Annotated in this window: 25 protein-coding genes; 11 read left to right on the top strand and 14 right to left on the bottom strand. The window is 70.6% G+C overall.

What is annotated here, in order from left to right; translation table 11 throughout:
- Positions 1-9: 9 nt before the first annotated feature.
- The 6 genes from ACSC1Q_RS13945 to ACSC1Q_RS13920 all read right to left on the bottom strand — a co-directional run bounded on the left by ACSC1Q_RS13945 (position 10) and on the right by ACSC1Q_RS13920 (position 5,902).
- Positions 10-597 carry a TetR/AcrR family transcriptional regulator gene (locus tag ACSC1Q_RS13945; protein WP_436759112.1) on the bottom strand — a complete coding sequence of 196 codons (588 nt, stop codon included), beginning with the start codon at positions 595-597 and terminating at the stop codon, positions 10-12.
- 160 nt (positions 598-757) lie between these two features.
- Complete coding sequence (locus ACSC1Q_RS13940) at positions 758-1,219, bottom strand: hypothetical protein (RefSeq protein ID WP_436759111.1); 462 nt, start codon at positions 1,217-1,219, stop codon at positions 758-760.
- Positions 1,220-1,445: 226 nt separating this feature from the next.
- Positions 1,446-2,258, bottom strand: coding sequence for an SAM-dependent methyltransferase (locus ACSC1Q_RS13935; RefSeq protein ID WP_436759110.1), 813 nt, complete (start codon positions 2,256-2,258; stop codon positions 1,446-1,448).
- A 144-nt stretch (positions 2,259-2,402) separates the two neighbouring features.
- Entirely contained in the window at positions 2,403-3,317 is a 915-nt protein-coding gene (locus ACSC1Q_RS13930; protein WP_436759109.1) for a Sco1979 family transcriptional regulator, read from the bottom strand.
- 196 nt (positions 3,318-3,513) lie between these two features.
- Complete coding sequence (locus ACSC1Q_RS13925) at positions 3,514-4,203, bottom strand: hypothetical protein (protein WP_436759108.1); 690 nt, start codon at positions 4,201-4,203, stop codon at positions 3,514-3,516.
- 205 nt (positions 4,204-4,408) lie between these two features.
- Positions 4,409-5,902 (bottom strand): Nramp family divalent metal transporter, encoded by a 1,494-nt coding sequence (locus ACSC1Q_RS13920; protein ID WP_436759107.1) that lies wholly within the window; start codon positions 5,900-5,902, stop codon positions 4,409-4,411.
- Positions 5,903-6,173: 271 nt separating this feature from the next.
- On the opposite strand from ACSC1Q_RS13920, the gene ACSC1Q_RS13915 reads away from it, so the two are divergent.
- Both ACSC1Q_RS13915 and ACSC1Q_RS13910 read left to right on the top strand, forming a co-directional pair.
- Positions 6,174-6,659, top strand: coding sequence for a PepSY domain-containing protein (locus tag ACSC1Q_RS13915; protein ID WP_436759106.1), 486 nt, complete (start codon positions 6,174-6,176; stop codon positions 6,657-6,659).
- Positions 6,660-6,934: 275 nt separating this feature from the next.
- Positions 6,935-7,804 carry an NIPSNAP family protein gene (locus ACSC1Q_RS13910; protein ID WP_436759105.1) on the top strand — a complete coding sequence of 290 codons (870 nt, stop codon included), beginning with the start codon at positions 6,935-6,937 and terminating at the stop codon, positions 7,802-7,804.
- 194 nt (positions 7,805-7,998) lie between these two features.
- Here ACSC1Q_RS13910 and ACSC1Q_RS13905 read toward each other — a convergent pair whose 3' ends face one another.
- Positions 7,999-8,679, bottom strand: a complete 681-nt coding sequence (locus ACSC1Q_RS13905; RefSeq protein ID WP_436759104.1) for a hypothetical protein — start codon at positions 8,677-8,679, stop codon at positions 7,999-8,001.
- 132 nt (positions 8,680-8,811) lie between these two features.
- Here ACSC1Q_RS13905 and ACSC1Q_RS13900 point away from each other — a divergent pair, with 132 nt between their 5' ends.
- Both ACSC1Q_RS13900 and ACSC1Q_RS13895 read left to right on the top strand, forming a co-directional pair.
- The gene (locus ACSC1Q_RS13900) at positions 8,812-9,060 is read left to right on the top strand and encodes a hypothetical protein (protein WP_436759103.1); all 249 of its coding nucleotides are present in this window, start codon (positions 8,812-8,814) and stop codon (positions 9,058-9,060) included.
- A 130-nt stretch (positions 9,061-9,190) separates the two neighbouring features.
- Positions 9,191-9,472, top strand: a complete 282-nt coding sequence (locus tag ACSC1Q_RS13895) for a hypothetical protein (RefSeq protein WP_436759102.1) — start codon at positions 9,191-9,193, stop codon at positions 9,470-9,472.
- A gap of 99 nt (positions 9,473-9,571) precedes the next feature.
- Here ACSC1Q_RS13895 and ACSC1Q_RS13890 read toward each other — a convergent pair whose 3' ends face one another.
- Positions 9,572-10,201, bottom strand: coding sequence for a nucleoside/nucleotide kinase family protein (locus ACSC1Q_RS13890; protein ID WP_436759101.1), 630 nt, complete (start codon positions 10,199-10,201; stop codon positions 9,572-9,574).
- 291 nt (positions 10,202-10,492) lie between these two features.
- On the opposite strand from ACSC1Q_RS13890, the gene ACSC1Q_RS13885 reads away from it, so the two are divergent.
- Positions 10,493-10,885, top strand: coding sequence for an isoamylase early set domain-containing protein (locus tag ACSC1Q_RS13885; protein WP_436759100.1), 393 nt, complete (start codon positions 10,493-10,495; stop codon positions 10,883-10,885).
- A gap of 287 nt (positions 10,886-11,172) precedes the next feature.
- On the opposite strand, the gene ACSC1Q_RS13880 is transcribed toward ACSC1Q_RS13885, so the two are convergent.
- Positions 11,173-12,282 (bottom strand): acetate/propionate family kinase, encoded by a 1,110-nt coding sequence (locus tag ACSC1Q_RS13880; protein WP_436759099.1) that lies wholly within the window; start codon positions 12,280-12,282, stop codon positions 11,173-11,175.
- A 358-nt stretch (positions 12,283-12,640) separates the two neighbouring features.
- On the opposite strand from ACSC1Q_RS13880, the gene ACSC1Q_RS13875 reads away from it, so the two are divergent.
- The gene (locus ACSC1Q_RS13875; protein WP_436759098.1) at positions 12,641-13,009 is read left to right on the top strand and encodes an STAS domain-containing protein; all 369 of its coding nucleotides are present in this window, start codon (positions 12,641-12,643) and stop codon (positions 13,007-13,009) included.
- A gap of 190 nt (positions 13,010-13,199) precedes the next feature.
- On the opposite strand, the gene ACSC1Q_RS13870 is transcribed toward ACSC1Q_RS13875, so the two are convergent.
- The gene (locus tag ACSC1Q_RS13870; RefSeq protein WP_436759097.1) at positions 13,200-13,418 is read right to left on the bottom strand and encodes an EF-hand domain-containing protein; all 219 of its coding nucleotides are present in this window, start codon (positions 13,416-13,418) and stop codon (positions 13,200-13,202) included.
- Positions 13,419-13,573: 155 nt separating this feature from the next.
- On the opposite strand from ACSC1Q_RS13870, the gene ACSC1Q_RS13865 reads away from it, so the two are divergent.
- The 3 genes from ACSC1Q_RS13865 (at position 13,574) to ACSC1Q_RS13855 (ending at position 16,247) form a co-directional block, all read left to right on the top strand.
- Entirely contained in the window at positions 13,574-14,053 is a 480-nt protein-coding gene (locus ACSC1Q_RS13865) for a GNAT family N-acetyltransferase (RefSeq protein ID WP_436759096.1), read from the top strand.
- 377 nt (positions 14,054-14,430) lie between these two features.
- Positions 14,431-15,477 (top strand): lytic polysaccharide monooxygenase auxiliary activity family 9 protein, encoded by a 1,047-nt coding sequence (locus tag ACSC1Q_RS13860; RefSeq protein ID WP_436759095.1) that lies wholly within the window; start codon positions 14,431-14,433, stop codon positions 15,475-15,477.
- 203 nt (positions 15,478-15,680) lie between these two features.
- Entirely contained in the window at positions 15,681-16,247 is a 567-nt protein-coding gene (locus ACSC1Q_RS13855) for a cellulose binding domain-containing protein (RefSeq protein WP_436759094.1), read from the top strand.
- A gap of 95 nt (positions 16,248-16,342) precedes the next feature.
- Here ACSC1Q_RS13855 and ACSC1Q_RS13850 read toward each other — a convergent pair whose 3' ends face one another.
- Together ACSC1Q_RS13850 and rpmG are read right to left on the bottom strand one after the other, a co-directional pair.
- Positions 16,343-16,588 (bottom strand): type B 50S ribosomal protein L31, encoded by a 246-nt coding sequence (locus ACSC1Q_RS13850; RefSeq protein ID WP_436759093.1) that lies wholly within the window; start codon positions 16,586-16,588, stop codon positions 16,343-16,345.
- Between the two features lie 2 nt (positions 16,589-16,590).
- Positions 16,591-16,755: a 50S ribosomal protein L33 gene (gene rpmG / locus ACSC1Q_RS13845; protein WP_329084587.1), complete on the bottom strand. Its 165-nt coding sequence runs from the start codon at positions 16,753-16,755 to the stop codon at positions 16,591-16,593.
- 171 nt (positions 16,756-16,926) lie between these two features.
- Here rpmG and ACSC1Q_RS13840 point away from each other — a divergent pair, with 171 nt between their 5' ends.
- Both ACSC1Q_RS13840 and ACSC1Q_RS13835 read left to right on the top strand, forming a co-directional pair.
- Entirely contained in the window at positions 16,927-18,675 is a 1,749-nt protein-coding gene (locus ACSC1Q_RS13840) for a sialidase family protein (protein ID WP_436759092.1), read from the top strand.
- A gap of 128 nt (positions 18,676-18,803) precedes the next feature.
- Complete coding sequence (locus tag ACSC1Q_RS13835) at positions 18,804-21,242, top strand: Tex family protein (RefSeq protein WP_436759091.1); 2,439 nt, start codon at positions 18,804-18,806, stop codon at positions 21,240-21,242.
- 161 nt (positions 21,243-21,403) lie between these two features.
- Here the strand turns inward: ACSC1Q_RS13835 and ACSC1Q_RS13830 are convergent, their stop codons facing one another.
- Entirely contained in the window at positions 21,404-21,610 is a 207-nt protein-coding gene (locus ACSC1Q_RS13830; protein ID WP_436759090.1) for a hypothetical protein, read from the bottom strand.
- A 3-nt stretch (positions 21,611-21,613) separates the two neighbouring features.
- Positions 21,614-22,159: a GNAT family N-acetyltransferase gene (locus ACSC1Q_RS13825; protein WP_436759089.1), complete on the bottom strand. Its 546-nt coding sequence runs from the start codon at positions 22,157-22,159 to the stop codon at positions 21,614-21,616.
- Between the last annotated feature and the right edge of the window lie 138 nt (positions 22,160-22,297).

Here is a 22,297-nt window from a genome sequence, read left to right as displayed (position 1 = left end):
TCCCGGGGACTACCGCCGGACGGCGGACGCGGCGAGCTGGTCGATCAGCATCGCCAGCCGTCGCTCGTGGTGACCCGCGGGAAGACGGCCACTGCGGGTGAGGGTGACGAGACCGTGCACGGAGCCCCAGGCGACCTCGGCCAGGATGCCGGTGTCACGGCCGTCGGCGAAGGCGGCGATCGCCTCACGGAACTCGGTGAAGGCGGCCTGGAGCGGGGCGGGCGTGTCGGGACGGCCGAAGGGAAGGTCGACGGCGAGGGTGAGCATGGCGTCGTACAGCGACGGGTTCAGATCGGCGAAGCCGGCGTAGGCGTGGATCAGGGCGGCGAGCGCCTCGCGCGGGGTGCCGGCCGCCGCGCGGGCCTTGCCCAGCTCGGCGGTGAGCTCGGCGAAGCCTTCCAGGGCGACGGCCGCCACGATGGCGTCCTTGCCCGCGAAGTGGCTGTAGAGGACCGGCTGGCTGTACTCGATACGCTCGGCGAGGCGGCGCGTCGTGACCGCCTCCCACCCCTCGGCCTCGGCCAGCTCGCGAGCGACCGTCACGATCAGCCGATGGCGTCGCGCTCGCTCGCGCTCGCGGCGCTCATGTGTGGACATCCCGCAGATGCTAACACCGCTATCAAGCCGATCTTTGCTAGCAATAACGCTGCTCGCACATCTAGCACCGCTATGGCAAGCGAGGCTCCGGAAGGTGGATGGCCGGGCGCGCCCCGGCCCGCGTCAGGCGCGTTCGCCCGGCGCGGGCCGGCCGCGCTCGTCACCCCGCGGGCGGCGTGGGGGTCGGGGACACCCGGTGGTCGGTCAGGTGCAGGTCTCCGCCGAGCGTCACGCGCAGCTCGTCCAGAACCTTCCTGGCGCCGAGCACGGTCCACAGCTCTCCGACCAGGTGGGGGTTGTACTCCGGAGCCTGGTCCATCCACTGGTCCTTGCCGGACTGGGTGACGAAGGTGCTGATGAAGAACTGGCCGACGGAGGTCTTGCAGGCTCCCGTCCGGATGTCGACGGCGTCGACCTGGATCTTGGGCTTGCAGTCGACCTTCTTGGCGAGCTGCTCGACGGTTGGAGGCGGGCCCGCGGGGGCGGCGGCTCCGGCCGCGGCGGCAGGGGAGCTCGTGGGCTGGTCCGCGCTGCAGGCGAGGGAGAAGGACAGGGCGAGAATCACCGTGGCGACCACCCGGGCGTTCCTGGCGACACCGGTCTGGCGCGAATGTGTCAACATCCTTCAGATACGCTCACCGGCTCCGGCGGGTTCACCGTTCTCCGGCCCGGTGTCGGCGGAGGGGGATCCCTTCCCGCGCCCCGGCCGATTTCATTCCGCTTCCGCGCCCCGGCCGATCCCCGTCCGCGTTCCCCCTGGGAGGAACGCGGACGAAGGTGAGCCGTCCCTATGGGACGCGGACGAAGGTGAGCCGTCCCTATGGGACGTGGACGGAGGTGAGACGGTCCTACGGGACGCGCCCGACGGCTCCCACGGTGACGGCTCCGGCTCCCGGCGGGATGACGACGTCGCCGGAGTCGGGCCGCCAGTCGTAGACGGGCACCAGGCCGGGTTCGAGCACCTCCAGCCCGCCGAACAGGCCGCGGATCTGGGTGAGGGTACGGGGGAAGATGCCGCCCGCGGTGGTCGTGCCGTAGACGCCGCGGCCCTCGCGGACCTGCTCCTCGGTGAGGTCGCCCGAGGTGACGTGGGAGATCACCACGTGGCTGCCGGAGACCAGCCGCTTCCCGAAGGAGGCGGCGATGCCGGAGACCTCCTCGTCGTCGGCGACGAAGTGCAGGATGGACACCATGAGGACGGCGACCGGCTGGTCGAAGTCGATGCGCTCGCGGACGTCCGGGTGGTCGAGGATCGCCTCCGGCTCCCGCAAGTCCCCGGGGATCACGACGGTCCGCGTGTTGTCGGCGAGCAGCGCGCGGGCGTGGACGAGCACGATGGGGTCGTTGTCGACGTACACGATCCGGGAGTCCGGTGCCTCGCGCAGGACGACCTGGTGCACGTTCTCCTGCGTCGGCAGACCCGTGCCGATGTCGATGAACTGGCGGATCCCCGCGGCGGCGAGGTGCCGCACGGTACGCCCGAGGAAGGCGCGGTTGGAGCGCGCCACGTCCTTGACGTTGGGGACGAGCTCAACGATCTTCTCACCGGCGATCCGGTCGGAGGCGAAGTTGTCCTTGCCTCCCAGGTAGTAGTCATACATACGGGCCACACTCGGGACCGTGGGGTCGATGCCCGGGGGAGCCTGCTCGTGCTCGGTCATGTCCTCGCCTTCACCACGTCTTTCCCGCATGGTAGACGAGCGATCGACGCGTTCAGATCATGAACCGATATTTCGCCCAATAACTGAACAAGACAGCTCCCAGTCATCAGACATCGCAATTACCCCAAACCACGCAAAGCCCGGTCAGTCCTGGAGCTCCTCGCGCAGGTCGCGCAGGAACCGCCTGCTCTCGGAGACGGAGTACGCCTGGATGCACAGACGGTCCATGACCTGCATGTAGTGGTCGGTCTCCTCAAGCTTGTCCACGTAGAGGGCGCTCGTCAGCTGCTCCATGTAGACCACGTCGGGCAGGTCCCGCTCGGGGAAGCGCAGGATGGAGAACGGGCCACCGGCCGCGGCGTGACCGCCCCGTTCGAACGGCATGATCTGCAGCTTGACGTTGGGCATCTCGACGGCGTCGAGCAGGTGGTCGATCTGGGCGCGCAGCACCCGGGGCCCGCCGATGGGCCGCCGCAGCACGGCCTCGTCCATCACGGCCCAGAGCGTCGGGGCGTCCGGCCTGTTCAGGCGCTCTTGGCGGGCCATGCGGAGCGCGACGCGGCGGTCGACCTCGTCCGGGGCGGCGCCGCCGTGCACGAGCATGATGACGGCCCGCGCGTATTCGGGACTCTGCAGGAGACCGGGGATGAACTGCACCTCGTAGGTCCGGACGATCGAGGCGGCCTCTTCGAGCCCGACGTAGACCTGGAACCAGTTGGGGAGCAGGTCCCCGTACTTGTGCCACCAGCCGGGGGCGCTGGCCTGGCGGGCCAGCGTGAGCAGCGGGGCCCTTTCCTCGGTATCGGTCACCCCGTACATCGTCAGCAGGTCCGCGACATCGCGTTCCTTGAAGCCGACCCGCCCGAGCTCCAACCGGCTGATCTTGGCGTGGGAGGCGCGGATGGCGTAGCCCGCCTGCTCGCGGGTGATGTCCTTGGCGACGCGCAGCCTCCGCAGCTGGGCGCCCAGAAGAATCCGCAGGATAGTGGGGCCGCCACCACCCGCGTACGCGAGAACGCCGCCTTGCTCGCCGCTGTCTTCCGCGGTCTGTCTGGCCATGTGGGCTCCCTGTCGCACCTTCCTACGGTGCCACAGTTTCACACATACAACGCGTTTCGCACAGCTCCGTCACGCACGCCCTTGCGTCTGCACTTGCAGCCGCATGTGCAGATCGAGATAAATCTCCCTTTTCCGCTGCTTTCCCGCTCAGCGGATCGCGTCCGAAACCCCTCGGCGCCCAGGCCCCAACGCGACGTCACAGTCCCGACGCGAGGTCGTACGTGTCCTCGCGCGGGTCGCCGTGTGCCTCGCCGCGGAAGGTTCCCCGGCTCGCGGCGGCACGGCGTGACAGCAGGCCGCGCACGATGTCGCACAGCTCGCTCGTCTCCCTCGGCGACAGCACCCGGCTGAGACGGCGCTCGACCACGCCCCCGCTCAACGGTTCTGGCGCCCTCGTCACGTTGAGATAGCCGGACAGGAACGCGATCCTGAACAGCTTCTCCTGCGAGGGCGACTCGGCGGGCGACCGGCCGGGCATCTTGACCGGCCGCGTCGCGTCCTCCCCGTCGCGCGACACCTCCAGCCCGGGAAGCAGCAGGTGGGCGGCGGCCCGCTGCAGGGCCAGCCCGTACGCGCGCATGGATCCGTCGGCGGAGAAGGAGACGATCGAGCGCCCGACCGCCTCGGCGGAGTCCGGCGACAGGTCGGCGATGCCGGTCTCCTCACCGAGGCAGGTGTAGACGCGCACCACCTTCTCCCCCACGTACCCCGGCTGGACGTGCTGGGAGAGCGTGACGGTCACCGTGGACCCGTCGGGGTTGCGCAGCTCGGCGATGTCGGCCGCGTGGGTGACGTACGTGGTGGAGTGCTCGCGCTCGCACCACGGGGGGCACGAGGCCCCGGAGCGGGGGCGAAGAGTCCCGGCGGAGGCCGTGATGTCGTCCATCCCAATCCTTCCAGCGTGGAGATTCGCGTCGTCGAGGGCGTGCGGGCACGACGGCGGATCGCGCCCGGCCGCGAGCCGGGACCGCGGTTCGGTCCCGGCTCGCGCCACCGGTTTCGAGGTCGCTTTCACCAGCAGGTACGCAGGACCGGCGTGCCGGGTTCAGCCGCCCTCCCTCCGGCCCCTCCGTACCCGGGACAGGGCGGGATCAGAAGGTGACCAGCGGGTCACCGACGAAGTCGGCGATGAAGTTGACGAAGAAGAACCCGAAGAACAGGAAGTTCAGCACCAGGACCACGTAGTGCCACCAGCGGGGACGCGCCGGGCGGGGCAACCTCGCGTTGAGGTACATGAGCATGAACGGATAGATCAGCGCGCCCAGGTTGGACATGTTGGCCGACCACTGCACCAGGCTCACCGGGAGTGCCAGGTGCAGCACGACGGCGATGACCACCAGCAGCCCGAACATGAACGGGTAGTAGAACCTGCGGGGATCGCCCTCGATGAGCACCCGCAGCCGGGGGCTGGTGGCGTGGGCGGCGTCGGTCACCACCCGGACCATCGCCTCGAAGATGCCGAGCTGGGTGGAGAAGAGGATGAGCACCCCCAGGACCAGCGCGCCGACGAACATGGCCTGGCCGTACTCGTCGCCCAGGGCACTCGCCACGAACGTCGGGACGTTCTCCTGGGTCGGCCGCTCGCCGGACAGCTCGACCGCCCTGGACATCAGGATGGTGGGCAGCAGCATCCCGAGGACGGCCCCGACGAAGAAGACGCCCCACATGTCGACCAGCAGCAGGCGGTACCAGCGGCGCCAGCGGCCCGCGTTGGCCTCGTCGTCCGGGAAGGTCACACCGCTGGCCAGCAGCTCGCTCTTCGGCCCGCGCATCCCGGCGATGAACCCGGTCCGGTAGCCCATGCCGTAGCCCTTGTCGCGGTAGTGGCCCATGACGTACCAGTTCAGCCCGGAGGCGAGCGCGGTGAACCCGGCCAGCGCGCCGAGCTGGGTGGCGGTGATGCCCGCCGGTGGCGCCGCGGGGGTGACGAAACCGCGGATCGCGTCCCACCAGATCTCGAACGGCACCACGAACAGGTCGACGACCAGCAGCGCGACCAGGATCGTGCCGACCATGCCCCAGTTGGCGAGTTCCAGGGCCCGGCTGATCTTGCGGGCGGCGGCGGTGATGAGGAAGACGAGCAGGAGCAGGCCGATCGCCCACAGCCGGGGTTCCTCGGCCCCGGCGGGCGCGACCTCCCCGTGGACGAGCGCGTAGACGCCCTGCCCGGCGGCGGCGGCCCAACCTCCGGCGATGAACGCGAAGATCACGACGAAGACCGAGAGCGGCACCCAGAGCTTGAAGCCGGGCGGGACCCGTCCCCAGCCGACCACCGGCGCCTCACCGGTGGCCACGATGTACCGGGAGCACTCGACGTTGTAGAAGGTCTGCAGGACGGCCGAGACCAGGATGACCCAGCCCACCCCGACGAACCCGTACTGGCCGACGGCCTGCGGCCCCAGCAGCCACTCGCCGCTGCCGATGGAGATGCCGAGCGCGATGAGGCTGGGACCGACGGCGAACTTGAACAGCTCCTTCTTGCCGAGCCGGGAGACTCCGAAGACCTCCTCGGGCTCGGGCAGGTCCGCGACGGCGAGATCGGGGCGGCTGACTCCGAGCGGATGGGACCGGGTGACTTCAGTCATGGCGATCCTCCAGGGTTGCGGAACCCCCCTGCCTCGACAGTGATCCTCCGACCGCACTTCGACAAGACCCCATTCGTGATGTTCCTGCGGCCGTCTCCCGGATCCGGGTCCCGGATTCCCGCGACATTCCCGGCGACCGGATCGAACCGGAGCGGATACCGGGGGCCTGAGCGGGGACGGAGACAGGGAACCGGAGCAGCGCGACGGCCTTAACCTGCCTTTAGGGTTTCCGCAGCGTGCCGCTAACGGGTGGCACGGCAATGTTGCGGACATGCGAAACACGACGAAACTCAGCATCGCCGCCGCCGGACTTCTCGCCGTCGTCTCCGGAGGTGGCGCAGTAGCCTTCGCCGGAACCGCGACGCCCACCCCGGCCCCCAGCGGTACGGCGACGACTCCCGCACCGGTGACCGAGACGCCCGGGACCCAGACCACTCCCGCGACCCCCGCGCCCGGCGAGGCCGAGGCCAAGGTCAAGCGGGACGCGGCCATCAAGATCGCTCAGGACAAGGTGCCCGGCGCCAAGCTCGTCAAGGCCGAGTTCGACGGCGACGACACTCCCACCAGCTGGGAGATCGAGCTCCTCCAGGGTGACGTGGAGCACGAGTTCGACATCGACGCCACCAGCGGCACGATCCTGGAGCAGGACCAGGAGACCGAGACCGCCGCGGAGCGGGCCGCCGACGCCGCCGATGACGCCAACGACACCGACGACGACGCCAACGACAACGACCAGGACGACCAGGACGACGACTGACAGGAAGCGGGAAGTCGGCTGACGGGGAGGGAGCCCGTGACACCTCGCGTGTCACGGGCTCCTCCGTGTCCGGACCGGCCCCGGAACCGGCCTTCTGATCGGCCCCCGAACCGGTCTTTGACCCGACCCTCGGACCGGTCTTCGAACCGGCCTTCGAGCCGGTTGGGCACGACGGTGGCGGCCCCGCCACGGGAGCGGGTCACTGACGCGAGGTGTCAGTGACCCGCTCCTAGCATGCGGGCACCACTGAGCAGTTCCGGGAAGGACCCACCACGGTGACGAACGACACCCGTCACGAGCAGACGGAGAACACCCGCTGCCCGATCCTCGAACTGAGGCGCTACACGCTGCACCCCGGCAGGAGGGACGACCTGATCACCCTGTTCGACAGGGAGTTCGTCGAGTCCCAGGAGGCCGTGGGCATGCGCGTCATCGGCCAGTTCCGCGAACGGGACGATCCGGAGAGGTTCGTCTGGCTGCGCGGGTTCCGTGACATGGAGTCGCGGGCCGAGGCACTGGCGGCCTTCTACGAAGGACCGGTGTGGAAGGCCCACTGCGACGAGGCCAACGGGACGATGATCGACTCGGACGACGTCCTGCTGCTCCGCCCGGCGGCCCCGGGAGCGGGCTTCGACCTCTCGGGCGCCGCCCGCCCGGCAGCGGACGGCACGGCGACGGCGGGCCACCTGGCGAACGAGGCGACAGCCGATCCCTCGGTGAACGAGGCGACGGCCGGCCATCCGGCGGACGAGGCGACAGCCGGTCCTTCGGTGAACCACGACGAGGTCACCTCGTCGTGGTTCACCGCGACCATCTGTCACCCGGGCATACCCGGCGACGAGTTCGCCCGGTTCTTCGACGATCGGGTGGCACCGTTGCTGTCGGAGACGGGCGCCGCCCCGCTGGCCCGCCTGCGGACCGAACACGCCGAGAACACCTACCCGGCCCTGCCGGTACGGACGGGCGAAGACGTCTTCGTGTGGTTCTCCGCCTTCGCGAGCCGGGAACGGCACGACGAGCACGCCGCACGGCTCGCGCGTTCGGAGAGGTGGGCACGGGAGGTCCTTCCCGAACTGTCGGCGCGCCTGGTCTCTCCTCCCGAGCGGATGAACCTGACGCCGACGGCGAGATCCCTGCTCCGCTGACCCGGGCCGCAGGCGAGACCACCGACCCGGCCCGAACCATGGGCAAGACTCCACCGACTCGCACCGGCCCTCACCTCACCGACCCTCACCGACCCGAAACGTGAGCCGGCCCGAAACGTGAGCCGGCCCGGGCCGTGGGCGAGCCGTTCCGGGCTCGCCCACGGCGTTCGGGGCCGCCGTACCCGTCCCGTCGGTCAGCGCCGCCGTACCCGGTGGACGAGGAACGTGATGGCGGCGGCCCCCGCAAGCGCCGCCATCACGTACGAGGGTCGCCACCAGGATCCCTGCTCCATGATCGCGACGCTGGTCGTCTCCCCCGGCGAGCCTCCGGCGGGCGCCGCCGCCGGAGTGGCGGCGGGGGTGGGGGTGGCGGCCCTGGAGGGAGGAGTGCCGGGAGTGACGTCGCCGACGGGCACACTCGGCGGGCGGATCACACCCCAGTGATCTCGCTGCGGCGGCTGGTTGGCGATCATCTGCCTGAACTCCCTGGGAACCGGGGCGACCTTCAGCCCGCCGGGCACGGTCAGGGTGCCGATCGGGTAGGGCGAGAACCAGCCCTGGATTCCCTCCACCTCCCAGGTGCCCTTGGGCAGGGAGACCGCGGCGGCGTAGTGGGCGGGCTCCTTGAGCGCCACGCCGGAGAACTGGAAGGTCCTCTTGCCGTCGGTGAACTTCAGCGCGACCTCACCCAGGTCGGCGCCCTCGTACGGGTGGGTGCCGTGCTGGAGCAACCAGAAGCCGAGGGTGTACGTCGTGTCCGGGCTCGTCGCCGGGACCGGGTCCATCACGGTGAGCGCCCAGCCTCCCGCACGCGCCGGGGCACCGAGGGCGAGCAGGGGGACGATGAACGCCAGGAGGAGAAGGATTCGTCTCATGCGGGAGGTACACCGGCCGGGCCGGCCGGGTTCCCGCCACCGCGAAGTATCTCCCGGCCGTCGAGGTCACGGACCGGGGCGACACGGCCGGGGCCGTGGGGTTGAAGCCGGACGCAGGGGTATGGACAGCGAATGAGCCTTCAGGAAGAACTGCGGCAAGTCGAAGAGGATCTGGAGAGGCTGCGCGCCGAGGTCGCCGAGATGCGGAGGCAGGTCGGTGAGGTCGGCCCCACCGACCCCGCCGAGCGGTCGATGATGATCAATCAGGCCGACGAGCAGGAGATCCTTGTCGGCGAGCTCGAAGCCCGGCGCGAGGACCTCCTCAAACGCCTCGGCGGGGAGGACGAGCACGACCACGTGCGACCACGCGGGACGACATAGACGACGACGTCCACCCGTCCGGGGGATCCCCCACCTGCGGTTCGTCACATTCGGTTATCCATGGTTTCCCGGGGTAACCATAAGAACGAACCATCATCAGGGGGATGAAATGATCAATACGCTTCACAAGATGGGCATAAAGTCCAGCACGATGTACGTCGCCGGGCTCGCCTCGATCGGCGCGTCGGTCGCGGTGTGGTTCACGTCGAACTCGAAGGAGAGCGCGGGGGTCGACCGGGCCGACCGGTGGGGGATCTTCATCGGCGAGTGGGCGCCGACTTTCTTCGCGATCGGGATCGCGCTGCGCATGGAGGAGACCCGCGAGGAGATGGGGTCCTCCATCGAGCAGGATTCGCTCCGCGGCTCGTACTCCGACTCCGAGGGCAGGATTCCCTCGCGCGCGGGCGTGTAGCGCCACCGCCGGACGATCGGAGGCAGGGCGCGTCCCGAGGGACGCGCCCTGCCTCCGCGTCCGCCCGTCACCCCGTCCGGGCTTCCGTCCGGGGACGGGTCACGGCCGGGTGACCAGGGCCGGATGTCTCGGGTCGTCGACGCGGACGACCACGTCCGCGACCTCCGCCGGAGCCACCTCCTCCTCGTAGCGCGCGTAGGCGGGCAGCGTCCAGCGCCGCTCGTCCGGGGTGCCCCGGGCGAGCGCGCCCGGGGAGAGCCGCAGGTGCACGGTGAGCTCGAACGGCAGCCCCCGGCCCAGCAGCAGGGGTCCGGCCAGCAGCAGCACCCCGCCAGGGGGAACCGTGACGTAGGGCGCGCGGGTGGCCCTGTCGACGGCGCTGTCCCACAGCGTGGGCAGCACCTTCCCCGACCGGCCGGGATCGAGCGGCTTCAGGACCTCCCTGGCCAGCCCTCCGTAGTCGAACCAGTCGGCGTAGAAGGAGTCGGGGTCGGTCCGGCCGTACTCGAAGCGGAGCGAGGCCGGGCGCAGGAAGTCGGCGGTGGAGACGCGGAGCACCTCCCTGCCGCGGAGCCGGAGCGGTTCGACGAGCGCGTCGGCGAGGCTCTCCGGACGCGCCGCCGGAGCCCCGTCGAGCGCGACGCGCACCCAGGAGTCGCGGGGCTCCGCGGCCACCCGGTCGGCGAGTCGCTCCACCAGCGACGACGGGGAGATCGGCCGTATGTTCACCCCACCATCCTGGCCGACGCGCACCCGTCTCCGGCCGGGACCGGGCAACCATCATGACCCGGTCAAAGTCGGACGTGATGCCGATCAAATATCGGTCTGTCCGGGTTGTCCCGCCGCTACGGGCGGTAACGATCCATATGGATCGACGGTTCGGCCGTGACTGGGCGTCGGCCTCCTGGTCGCGTCACATCCATGTCGGCGCGATCCGGTAGTTGGCGTGATCTTCACGTCTTTCCGCAACCAAGATCACGGCACGTTACGCACGGAGACAGCGATGTCAGGAGGACTTCAGTGATCAAGCGCGGTAAGCCGACCAAGAACGGCCAGGTCAAGCTGACTTTCAGCATAGCGGAGAGCCCGACCGTCGGAGGAGTCTCGCTGGTCGGCGACTTCAACGGCTGGGACCCCTACGCCCATCCCATGCAACGCAGGGACGACGGCACCTACCAGGTGAGCCTGATGGTCCCCGCACGGCAGCCCATCCGCTTCCGCTATCTCGCGGACGGCGGCGTGTGGTTCGACGACGCGGACGCGGACCACCACGACGAGCACGGCGGCCGGATCAATCCCGCGGACGTCCAGGAGGCGCCGGAAGGCCCCAACACGGCGCGTAACGTCGGCAAGCCGATGCGGCAGACGCTCTCGGCCGGGCAGCCGGTCACGGCTTCGGTGGCCGCCTCCTAGTATCTCGGCGACCGCCCGTAGGAGCGGATCCCCTTCGCGGGGCAGACCGTTCCACCGTCTCCGCGATCAGTGTGGCGGCCCGCCCCGTTCCTTCCCGGCAGGGACACGGAAGGGGCGGGCCGCCCCGCGAGAACTCGCGGACGAACCCGCCGAACTCTCCCTCCCCGGACCCGCCGAACTCCCCGGATCCATCGAACTCCCCCGACCCGTCGAATCCGTCGGACCGACAGCGACGGCGACGAACGGCCTTGAGGACGAACGGCCCTCGCGCCTGCCTCTCGGCGATGTCAGCCGAGCGCGCCGAGAGTGTCGCGAGCGAGTTGCAGTTCCTCTCTCGGCCGGACCACCAGCACGGGCACGGACGCGCCGGGCGCGCTGACCGTACCGTCGGCGTCGGCGTCGGGAGCGGTACGGGCGGGCGGCTCGACGCCGAGGAGCGAGAGCCTGCGGCAGACGGCCTCGCGGACCTCGGGCTGGTCCCAGCCGATCTCGCCGGTGAACACGAGCGCGTCGAGCCGGTCCAGGCTCGTCGCCGCGGCGGCGATCTCCCGGCTCACCCGGTGCTCGAACACCTCCAGAGCCAGCGCGGCGGCGGGATCCCCCGAGGCGACCAGTTCCCGGGTGTCGCCCGACTTCCCGTTCGAGAGCCCGAGCAGTCCCGACCCGTGTTCCAGGCCGTCGCGCAGCTCGTCGAGCGTGAGCCGGGAACCGGACAGCAGCCACAGCAGCATGCCGGGATCGACGCTCCCCGACCGCTTGCTCATCGGGACCCCCTCCAGCGGGGTGAACCCCATCGAGGTGTCCACGCTGCGGCCCTCGCGGACGGCGCACACCGAGGAGCCTCCGCCGAGATGGGCCAGGACCACCTGGAGGGTTCCCGCGGGCCGGTCGAGCAGCTCCGCGGCCCGCCCCAGCGCCCAGGCGTACGACAGGCCGTGGAAGCCGTAGCGCCGCAACCCGTAGCGGCTCCTCCACTCCGCGGGCAGCGCGTAGGTGGCGGCGGCGTCGGGAAGCCCGGCGTGGAAGGCGGTGTCGGGGCAGAGCACGTGCGGGACGCCGGGCAGCCTGCGCCGGGCGGCCTCGACGAGCGCGAGGGCGGGCGGCACGTGCAGCGGGGCGAGGTCGGCGTACTCCCGTACCGCCTCCAGCACGCCGTCGTCCACGACCACCGGCTCCCGTACGGCCTCGCCCCCGTGGACGAGGCGGTGGCCGACCGCGGCGAGGTCCGTGCCGGGGGCGGCGTCGAGGAAGTCCGTGATCGCCCGCTCGGCCGTCTCGGGGCCGGGGCTCCGCTCGCTGTGCTCGGTGCGCAGGACCTCGCCGTCCCGGACGAGGTGGAGCTGGAGGCTCGACGATCCCGCGTTGACGGTGAGCACCGCCGGATCAGTGGTTCCCATTCTCCTGGCGTGCCCGAGGGCGAACAGGACAAACGGCGCCCCCTCTCTCCCGGCGCGCCCGAGGGTGAACGGGGTAAACGGTGTCCCGTTGTTCACCGCTCCGCGCGGGCGCCCGAGGGGGGTCGCCGAGGCGCCGTGGGGGCTTGTTTTACCGCGACGACCTGGGGTGACGATGCTCGGGACCGGGTGACCGGAACGGGTCGCGGCACCAGGCCACCGGGATATTTGACCGCCGGCGTTTCACAATCGCTTGTTGAACTGTCATGAGCGACGGGCGTACGGTGGGGCCAATGGCACCCGTCCTTCGTACGGCTCCCAACAGGGCGCTGTCTCCAACTGCCGTAGACAGCGGGGCGATATGACTCGACTATCCGTCACTGTGGACGCGCATCCACACTTCTCCGTGGTGACTCTGATCGGCGATCTGGACAAGTCCTCGGCACCCCTGCTTGAGGAGAGACTCACGGACTTCATGAGACGCGGCCACGTCTGCCTGATCGTCGACACGACGGGGCTGGGATTCTGCGACTCCACGGGCATCTGGGTGCTGCTGACGAGCCTGCGGCGCGCCTACGAGCGGAAGGGGTGGCTGCGCCTCGTCGGCGTGCACGGATTCCTAGGCCGCCTGCTCGACCTGACCAGGCTGCGAGAGGCGTTCCCCATCGACTCCACCGTCGAGGAGTCACTGCGCGAGGTCTACGACGGGATCGTCCCCGTCTCGCGCTGACCCCGCCCTGTTCCCGTTGTTCCCATCAACCGTTCCCCATCGACGTTCCCGTCAACGTTCTCATCGACGGAACTCCCGTCGGCGGAGGGCCCGGACGGGGAAGGGACCCGCTCCCGGAAGGGGCCGCCGGTTCCGGCGACGAGCGCGAAGCCACTTCCGGGAGGGTCCGCTTCCGGGAGCGGGAGGCGGATCAGTCGCGGGAGACCAGGCGGACGAACTCCTCGAACGAGAACCGGCCGTCGCCGTCGGAGTCACCGTTCTGGTTCAGCGACCCGATGGCCTCGGCGGGCAGCGCGGGAAAGTGCGCACCGAACTCCCGCTCCGTGATGAACCCGTCGCCATCGGTGTCGATGGCCGCGAACGCCTGCCTGAGCTCCGCCAGACGCTCCCCGTTGGGCTCTGTCGACATGGTGACCCACCTCTCTCAACGACCCGCACTTCGATCAGCAGACAACTTACGGGAGGGGCGCCCCGTCCAGCCAAGCGACCCCATATAACATCTTTTATCACCAAAAATCCCTTTTTGACACAGGCGTGTCCCCGACCCGCACCTAGACTTCGGGCATGATTCGCCCCGCAACGCCGGACGACGTCCCGGCGATCATCGACATGATCCGTGGACTCGCGGAGTACGAGAGAGCGCTGGACGAGGTCCGGAACACCCCCGGCATGCTCCACGAGACGCTCTTCGGCCCCTCTCCCAGCGTGTTCTGCCACATCGCCGTCGACGGGGAGAGGATCGCGGGGTTCGCGATCTGGTTCGTCTCCTACTCGACCTGGCTCGGCACCCACGGGATCTATCTGGAGGACCTCTTCGTCCACCCCGACCACCGGGGTGGCGGGTACGGCAAAAAGCTGCTCGCCACGCTGGCGGGCATCTGCGTGGAGCGCGGCTACGGCCGCTTCGAATGGTCGGTGCTCGACTGGAACACCCCGGCCATCGACTTCTACCGGGCGATCGGCGCGGAACCGCTCGGCGAATGGGACAGGTACCGGCTCTCCGGCCCCGCGCTGGAGAAGGTCGCGGCGGGAAACACGCGGTAGCCGTACCGGAAAAGGGATTTCGTCCCGGGCCGGGCCGCGGCGAGGATCGGCCGGAACGCCCTTCCGGCCGATCTTCCATCCCCCGCACGGCTTTCTCCCATCTCCCGGAAGCCGCACGGGAAAACCTCACGGGGACACGGCTCCGGCCGTGAACCTTTCATCTCGCGAAACCCCCGCACACCCTCCCTGAACTGGTACGACGAGTCGTCGCCGCACCACGGGAAAGGCGCTTCGTTTACACCCCGGGATCGGCGACCTAGAGTCCGTCTCGCGTGAGCGCCTCACCGCCATTGATCAGCGGCTCGTCACCCCTCGAAAGGGAGGGTAATTCTGTGAGTAAATGGCGAAGTATGGCTATCGCCGGTGTGGTCACGTTCATGACCGCGCTTCTTGCCGTCGTCCTCATTCCCCAGTCGGCCTCGGCGCACGGCGCCATGATGACACCCGGCAGCCGGACCTTCTTCTGCTGGCAGGACGGTCTCTCCCCGCAGGGGAACATCGTGCCCATCAACCAGGCGTGCTCGGCGGCGGTGGCCCAGAGCGGGGCCAACTCCCTGTACAACTGGTTCAGCCTGCTGCGGTCCGACGGGGCCGGGCGAACCCGCGGGTTCATCCCCGACGGCCAGGCGTGCAGCGGCGGCAACCCCGGCTACAGCGGGTACGACCTCCCGAGCGCCAACTGGCCGGTGACGCACCTGACCTCGGGCGCGCCCATCCAGTTCAAGTACAACAAGTGGGCCGCGCACCCCGGCTGGTTCTACCTCTACATCACCAAGGACGGCTGGAACCCTAACCGCGCGCTGACCTGGGACGACCTGGAGAGCGAACCCTTCCACACGGCCGACCACCCGCAGAGCGTCGGCTCGCCGGGCACGAACGACGCCCACTACTACTGGAACGCCACGCTCCCGTCCGGCAAGTCGGGCCGTCACATCATCTACTCGGTGTGGAAGCGCTCCGACAGCGCGGAGACGTTCTACAACTGCTCCGACGTCGTCTTCGACGGCGGCAACGGCGAGGTGACCGGTGTCGGCCGGACGGGCCCCACGCCCAACCCGACCGTGACACCCACCCCGAACCCGACCCCGACGCCCACCCCGACCGTGACGCCGACGCCCGGCCCCGGCGGGGCGTGCAGCGCCACCTACCGGATCATCAGCTCCTGGTCCGGCGGCTTCCAGGCCGAGGTGACCGTACGCAACTCGGGCACGGCCGTCATCAACGGCTGGACGGCGAGGTGGACGCTCGGCAGCGGCAGCGCGGTGAACAGCCTGTGGAACGCCACGCACACCACGTCGGGGTCCACCGTCACGGCGAAGAACGTCGACTGGAACCGGACGTTGGCGGGCGGCGGCTCGACCACCTTCGGATTCACCGGGACGGGGACCAGCGGCTCCCCCACCGTCACCTGCACCAGCCCCTAGCGGGACGCGGTCCCCGCCGGTACGCACCGGCGGGGACCGGCCCGCGCCCGCCCCGCCCTGTCGCGCCGGTCCGGCGGAACAGGGCGGGGCGGACAGTCCGGCGAACCGCCTGGCCGCCGCGCCCTCGCGAAAGGCCACGCCCTCGCGAAAGGCCACGTCCTCGTGAAAGGCCGCGCCCTCGTGAAAGGGCGGAAGGGAGTCCCGTGCCGCCCACCACGAAGATCGCCTCACTGCTGGGTCTCGTCTCGCTCGGAGCGGCGGTGGCCCTGGTCGCGGCGGCCTGCGCCGGACAGACGGCGGAGGGCGGGGAGGGCGGGCACGCCGTGGCGCACCCGCTCTCCCCGCCCTCCCACAGCGCCGCCCCGGCGTCCCCGTCCGCCCAGGGGAACGCCCGCCAGAACACTCCGGCGACGACCACGACCACGACGACCACGGCCTCAACCTCGGCCTCAACCTCGGCTTCGGCCTCGGCGAGGTGCCGGGCGACGGTCACCCTGGTGGAGTCGTGGCCGGGCGGCTACCGGGGCACCGCGACGATCGAGAACACCACCGACCGGCCGATGCGTGACTGGTACATCCAGTGGATGCAGCCGCGCGAGGCGACCTTCAGGCAGTCGTGGAACGGCACCCACATGCAGAGCGGTCCCGTCGCGATGATCCACGCTCCCAAGGAGAAGCCGTCGCTGCCGCCGGGGGCGACCGTCTCCGACATCGGTTTCGTGGGAGCCGCCACCACTCCCCCGACCTTCACCGAGATCACCTGCGGCTGACGGCACCGGCCCGGACCGTGAGCGGCACTCCCGCCGCGTACTCCCGTGGAGGCCGCGGCCCCGGCCGGGCCGGACCGGCCGGGATCCGTCCGGCGTCAGCGCTTCCCGTAGCGCTGCTTGAAACGCTCGACGCGTCCGGCCGTGTCGACGATCCGGCCGCGTCCGGTGTAGAAGGGGTGGCTCGCCGAGGAGACGTCGACGTCGACCACCGGGTAGACGTTGCCGTCCTCCCACTCGACGGTCTTGCGGCTGTCGACGGTCGAACGGGTCAGGAAGGCGAAACCGGCACTCGGGTCGCGGAAGACGACCGGGCGGTACTCGGGGTGGATGCCCTTCTTCATGGCTATCTGTCCTCTCGGAACGGGACGTGCTGGCGGACGATCGGGTCGTACTTGACGAGGGTGAGCCGGTCGGGGTCGTTACGCCGGTTCTTGCGGGTCACGTAGGTGAAACCGGTGCCCGCGGTGGACCTCAGCTTGATCACTGAGCGCACCTCGTTCCTGGCCACGGTCGGCTCCTCTCGGGGTGGTGGATCGCACGATGCCGGTGATAACGGTTTTCATTGGCTGGACATTCCCGCCCAAAGAACCCTGTCGGGTGGGACCGAGGAGGACGACGGCCGGGCAGGCTTCACCCCCCGGCAACCTCCCGTCCATCCGCCCCCTGTTCGCTGTGATCCATGCCCTGGCCGGAAACCGAGATCGTCGGATCGGACGTCAGCCCTCCCGTCACCGTGTACGGCAAGGTCGACAGGAGCCCCGACGGGGAGCTCGCCCACGAGGGCAACCGGGTTCCCGACATCGTCGCCCTGGACCGGCGGCGGCTGGTGGTCGCCTGGCGGGCCGGGGTCAAGGACGCGCGGGACCCGGCGCCGACCGACCAGGGCTCCATCATGTACGCCCGCTCGCAGGACGGCGGCCTGACCTGGACCGTGGGCACGCTCGCCGCCGCCACCGCCACGACCCGCTACCACTACGTGATCTTCCTCAACGACGCGGGCACGCTGTACGCGCTGCTCGGCCTGATCTCCGTCGAGCGCGACCGCGACCGGGAGGGCGACGTCGACGGCTTCCCCACCTCGCTGGTCGTCAGGAGGAGCACCGACGGAGGCCGTACGTGGACCGCCTTCCCCGTCACCGTCGGCGTGCCGGACAACGGCAGGGGCGTGGTCGTCGCGGGCAAGCCGCTGCGGTTCGGCGGCGTGTGGCTGGTGCCGTACTGGCGGCACGCGGACGGCACGAACAGGGCGGGCGTGCTGCGCTCGGCCGACCTGGTGAACTGGACCACCGGCGCGCTCGCGGAGAACCCGCCGGGAGTGGCGATCGAGGAGCCGCAGATCGCGCTCTCCCACGACGACCCGGGGACGCTCGTGATGGTGACCCGCGCCCTGGACCTGAGGAGCGGCACCTCGGCGGCGGCGCGCGACGCCCGCTACCGCACGGGCGCGGCCCACAGCGCCACGGCGACCAGCACCGACGGCGGGCTGACGTGGTCGCCGCTGAGGCTGGACGCGGACCTGCCCAACTACTACGTCAAGACGTTCTTCACCCGCGACTCGGCGGGCCGGCAGCTGGCCGTCTTCAACACGCTGGCCGGGCCGTTCACCGGCTCCTCGGCGAGCAAGCCCGACCAGTATCGTGAGGTGCTCTACTACAAGGTCAGGCGGCCGGGCGAGCCCTGGGAGCCGGCGCGGCTCTTCGCCGACGGCCCCCGGCTGACGAAGGGCGCGGCCCGGGGGTGGGATGTCTACCCCAGCGCCGACGAGTACGAACCCGGCCGGTTCTTCGTCGTCTGGGAGCACAACCAGACCAACATCAAGGTCGCCAGGCTCGACATCTCCCGTCCCCTCTCCGGCGCGCCCCTCGCCGCGGGCGACTGGACCACCGGCGCGAACGCGAGGGGCTGGACGCTGGGCGGCGGCGCCCGGGTCACCGGGGGCTCCGGCGGCGGGCTCCGGCTCGCGAGCACCGGCACCGCGTCGTGCCGGGCCTCCTTCCCCCTCGACGCCTCCAAGGGGTGCGACTTCACCCTGGAGTTCCGCGGCCGGGTGGACGACGACAGCGCGCTCGACCCTCGTACCGGCGACGGGGTCTGTCTCGGCGCGAAGGTGGCCAACGGCGCCAGGCGGCTCATGCTGACCGTGCAGCGGAGCGGGGTCTGGACGATGCGCAAGGGCTCCGCCGTCTGGGAGAAGGCCTATTCACTGGACGCGGCCGGACGGACGGCGACCTGGAGGGTACGGGTGGACAGCGCGGGGACGGCCCGCCTGTTCAGGGACGGCGCCGACACCGGGGCGACCTGGGTGATCCAGGACAGCAGGGAGAGCCCCCAGCTCACGCACTGGGTGACCGGCACCCCCGGCGGCAACGCGGCCGGGGCGACCGTCGAGTGGACCCGGCTCACCCCCACCCTTGAGGTACTGCCCTGACGTCCCCGCTTCCCGTACGGCCACATGGTTCTTTTCCTGATCTCAGGTGATTCGTCCCTCCGGCTCCCCGGCCCGCCAAGGGGGTGAGGCGGTAGCTTGGAGACCGCCATCACAGAGGAAGAGAGATCGTGACCACGTCTATTCATCAGCGGATCGCCGAAGAGCTGGGTGTGCGCGAGCGACAGGTGAGTGCGGCGGTGGACCTGCTCGACGGCGGGGCGACCGTGCCGTTCATCGCCCGCTACCGCAAGGAAGCCACCGAGATGCTCGACGACACGCAGCTGCGCACGCTGGAGGAGCGGCTGCGCTACCTGCGGGAGCTGGAGGAGCGACGCACCGCGATCCTGGAGTCGATCCAGGGCCAGGGCAAGCTCGACGACGCCCTGCGGGCGCAGATCCTGGCGGCCGACTCCAAGGCCCGTCTTGAGGACATCTACCTCCCGTACAAGCCCAAGCGGCGGACCAAGGCGCAGATCGCCAGGGAGGCGGGGCTCGAACCGCTCGCCGACGGCCTGCTGTCGGACCCGTCGGTCGACCCGCGGGCCGCGGCGGAGGCGTTCGTCGGCGAGGGGGTGGCCGACGCGGCCGCCGCGCTGGAGGGTGCCCGCGCGATCCTGGTCGAGCGGTTCGGCGAGGACGCCGACCTGGTCGGCGAGCTGCGCGAGCGGATGTGGACGAAGGGCCGCCTGGTCGCGGCGGTCCGCGAGGGCAAGGAGGAGGGGGGCGCCAAGTTCTCCGACTACTTCGACTTCGCCGAGCCGTTCACCAAGCTGCCCTCGCACCGGATCCTGGCGATGTTCCGCGGGGAGAAGGAGGAGATCCTCACCCTCACCCTGGAGCCCGAGCAGGAGCCCACCGGCACCTACGAGGGCCGCATCGCGCACCACTTCGGCATCTCCGACCAGGGACGGCCCGCCGACGCGTGGCTGGCCGACACGGTCCGCTGGGCCTGGCGCACCCGCGTCCTCGTCCACCTCGGCATCGACCTGCGGATGCGCATGTGGCAGGCCGCCGAGGAGGAGGCGGTGCGCGTGTTCGCCGCGAACCTGCGCGACCTGCTGCTCGCCGCGCCCGCCGGGAGCCGCGCGACCATGGGGCTGGACCCCGGGCTGCGCACCGGCGTGAAGGTCGCGGTGGTCGACGCGACCGGCAAGGTGCTCGCCACCGACACCATCTACCCCCACGAGCCGCGCCGCCAGTGGGACCAGTCGCTGGCCACCCTCGCCGCGCTGGCCAAGAAGCACGATGTCGAGCTCGTCTCCATCGGCAACGGCACCGCCTCGCGCGAGACCGACAAGCTCGCGGGCGAGCTGGTGAAGCTGGTCCCCGGGCTCACCAAGATCGTGGTGTCCGAGGCCGGGGCCTCGGTATACTCCGCCTCCGCGTTCGCCTCGCAGGAGCTGCCCGGCATGGACGTGTCGCTGCGCGGCGCCGTGTCGATCGCGCGGCGGCTGCAGGACCCGCTGGCCGAGCTGGTCAAGATCGACCCCAAGTCGATCGGCGTCGGCCAGTACCAGCACGACCTCGCCGAGACCAAGCTCTCCCGCTCGCTCGACGCCGTGGTGGAGGACTGCGTGAACGCGGTCGGCGTCGACGTCAACACCGCCTCGGCGCCGCTGCTCACCCGGGTCTCCGGCATCGGCTCCGGGCTCGCGGACAATATCGTCCAGCACCGCGACGCCAACGGCCCGTTCCGCTCCCGCAAGGCGCTGAAGGAGGTCCCCAGGCTCGGCCCGAAGGCCTTCGAGCAGTGCGCGGGCTTCCTGCGCATCCGCGACGGCGACGACCCGCTCGACACCTCCAGCGTGCACCCGGAGTCGTACCCGGTGGTGCGGCGCATCCTGAAGAGCACCGGCGGCGACCTCGCGTCCCTGATCGGCAACGGCACGGCGCTGCGGGCGCTGCGCCCGCAGGAGTTCGTGGACGACACCTTCGGCCTGCCGACCGTCACCGACATCCTCACCGAGCTGGAGAAGCCGGGCCGCGACCCGCGACCCGCCTTCAAGACCGCGACCTTCAAGGAGGGCGTGGAGAAGCTCTCCGACCTCACCCCCGGCATGCTGCTGGAGGGCGTGGTCACCAACGTCGCCGCCTTCGGCGCGTTCGTCGACGTCGGCGTGCACCAGGACGGCCTGGTCCACGTGTCGGCGCTGTCGCACAACTTCGTCAAGGACCCGCGCGAGGTGGTCAAGCCCGGCGACATCGTCCGGGTGAAGGTGCTCGACGTCGACATCCCGCGCAAGCGCATCTCGCTCACCCTCCGGCTGGAGGACGACGTCAAGCCTGCAGGTCCCCGTGGGCCGCGCGACCAGCGCGACCAGCGCGACCAGCAGGGCGGTGGCGGTCAGCGCCAGGGCGACGGCGGCGGCAGGCGCGGTGGCGGGCAGGGTGGCGGGCAGGGACGCGGCGGCCAGGGCGGGCAAGGCGGTCAGGGGCGCGGCGGGCAGAGCGGACAGGGCGGTCAGGGGCGCGGCGACCGGCAGCGCAACGCGCCGAGCGGCGCGATGGCCGACGCGCTGCGCCGCGCCGGACTCGACGGCTCCGGCAACTCCGGCGGCAAACGCTAGGCGGGCGTCAGGTCACCCGCGCGCCCGTACGGGACACACCGCCCCCGTGGCCGTGCCGTTCCCGATGCCACCGGACACCCGGACGGCGTCGGGGCCGGTACGGCCACCGCCTTCACGCGACGGCGGCCGTACCGGTCACCCCGCGAGAACGGCGGCCCCGCTCACCGGGGGCGGCGGCCCCGGCGGAGGGCGGAGACGGCGAGGACGGCGAGGACGAGGCCGACGGCGAGGGTGGCCAGGCCGATCCAGAACCATTCCCGCGCGCCGCTCATGGAGCTGCCGCCCACGTAGCCGAGACCCTGGAGCGCCCAGAGGCCGCCCGCCAGGACGAGCAGGACGCCGAGGCCGATCGGAAGCCAGGTCTTCATCGTTCACAGATCCTTCGTGGTGCGCGGGTCGCGGAACTCGAAGGCGAGCAGGCCGAACAGCGCCTCGTCGACGAAGGACCCGGCCACCCAGGCGTGCTTGCGGAGCGTGCCCTCGCGCTGGAAGCCGGACTTCTCCGCGGCGGCGATCATCGCGCTGTTGGTGGCGAGCGTCTCCAGGCCCAGCCGGTTCAGGCCGCGGATGCGGAAGGCGTAGTCGCACATCAGTCGCAGCGCGTCAGGGGCGTAGCCGTGGCCGCGCGCCTCGGGGAGCAGCGAGATGCCCAGGTGCCCGTTGCGGTTGAGGGTGTCGATCCCCCAGACGACGCAGGACCCGAGCAGATCCCCGGAGAGGGACTGGACGGCGAACTCGACGTTGGCCGGGTCGGGCTTGCGCCGCTCGTAGTGGGCGATCGCCTGGTCGAGCGTCTCGGGAAGCCAGGGCGTCGTGATGGCTCCGGCCGCCGTCTCCACATCGTCGTTCAGCCGGTGGAGCGGGACCAGGTCCTCCTTGGTGATGGCCCTGAGCAGGACCCTGTCTCCACGAAGCATGATCTGGACCCCACTGTCGCTCGCCTGGCGGCGCGCGAGGGCTCGCCACCTACCGGACATCACACCACACGAAAAGTCGGTAAGGACACCGAATAACGCCACGCCACGGATGATCCGAACGGCGTCCCGCCACCGGGC

The organism is Streptosporangium heterodermiicola, assembly GCF_051390675.1.
Lineage (GTDB): Bacteria > Actinomycetota > Actinomycetes > Streptosporangiales > Streptosporangiaceae > Streptosporangium.
Note: the sequence above shows the minus strand (reverse complement) of the source record. Positions and strands in the feature narration are given on the sequence as shown.

Coding starts and splice junctions, on each gene's coding strand:
- ACSC1Q_RS13860 (WP_436759095.1), top strand. CDS start 14,431: ATGACCGCGCTTCTTGCCGTCGTCCTCATTCCCCAGTCGGCCTCGGCG.
- ACSC1Q_RS13945 (WP_436759112.1), bottom strand. CDS start 597: ATGTCCACACATGAGCGCCGCGAGCGCGAGCGAGCGCGACGCCATCGG.
- ACSC1Q_RS13915 (WP_436759106.1), top strand. CDS start 6,174: ATGCGAAACACGACGAAACTCAGCATCGCCGCCGCCGGACTTCTCGCC.
- ACSC1Q_RS13830 (WP_436759090.1), bottom strand. CDS start 21,610: ATGAAGACCTGGCTTCCGATCGGCCTCGGCGTCCTGCTCGTCCTGGCG.
- ACSC1Q_RS13875 (WP_436759098.1), top strand. CDS start 12,641: ATGACTCGACTATCCGTCACTGTGGACGCGCATCCACACTTCTCCGTG.
- ACSC1Q_RS13880 (WP_436759099.1), bottom strand. CDS start 12,282: ATGGGAACCACTGATCCGGCGGTGCTCACCGTCAACGCGGGATCGTCG.
- ACSC1Q_RS13900 (WP_436759103.1), top strand. CDS start 8,812: ATGAGCCTTCAGGAAGAACTGCGGCAAGTCGAAGAGGATCTGGAGAGG.
- ACSC1Q_RS13840 (WP_436759092.1), top strand. CDS start 16,927: ATGCCCTGGCCGGAAACCGAGATCGTCGGATCGGACGTCAGCCCTCCC.
- ACSC1Q_RS13920 (WP_436759107.1), bottom strand. CDS start 5,902: ATGACTGAAGTCACCCGGTCCCATCCGCTCGGAGTCAGCCGCCCCGAT.
- ACSC1Q_RS13940 (WP_436759111.1), bottom strand. CDS start 1,219: ATGTTGACACATTCGCGCCAGACCGGTGTCGCCAGGAACGCCCGGGTG.
- ACSC1Q_RS13905 (WP_436759104.1), bottom strand. CDS start 8,679: ATGAGACGAATCCTTCTCCTCCTGGCGTTCATCGTCCCCCTGCTCGCC.
- ACSC1Q_RS13865 (WP_436759096.1), top strand. CDS start 13,574: ATGATTCGCCCCGCAACGCCGGACGACGTCCCGGCGATCATCGACATG.
- ACSC1Q_RS13850 (WP_436759093.1), bottom strand. CDS start 16,588: ATGAAGAAGGGCATCCACCCCGAGTACCGCCCGGTCGTCTTCCGCGAC.
- ACSC1Q_RS13825 (WP_436759089.1), bottom strand. CDS start 22,159: ATGCTTCGTGGAGACAGGGTCCTGCTCAGGGCCATCACCAAGGAGGAC.
- ACSC1Q_RS13870 (WP_436759097.1), bottom strand. CDS start 13,418: ATGTCGACAGAGCCCAACGGGGAGCGTCTGGCGGAGCTCAGGCAGGCG.
- ACSC1Q_RS13930 (WP_436759109.1), bottom strand. CDS start 3,317: ATGGCCAGACAGACCGCGGAAGACAGCGGCGAGCAAGGCGGCGTTCTC.
- ACSC1Q_RS13895 (WP_436759102.1), top strand. CDS start 9,191: ATGGGCATAAAGTCCAGCACGATGTACGTCGCCGGGCTCGCCTCGATC.
- ACSC1Q_RS13935 (WP_436759110.1), bottom strand. CDS start 2,258: ATGACCGAGCACGAGCAGGCTCCCCCGGGCATCGACCCCACGGTCCCG.
- ACSC1Q_RS13925 (WP_436759108.1), bottom strand. CDS start 4,203: ATGGACGACATCACGGCCTCCGCCGGGACTCTTCGCCCCCGCTCCGGG.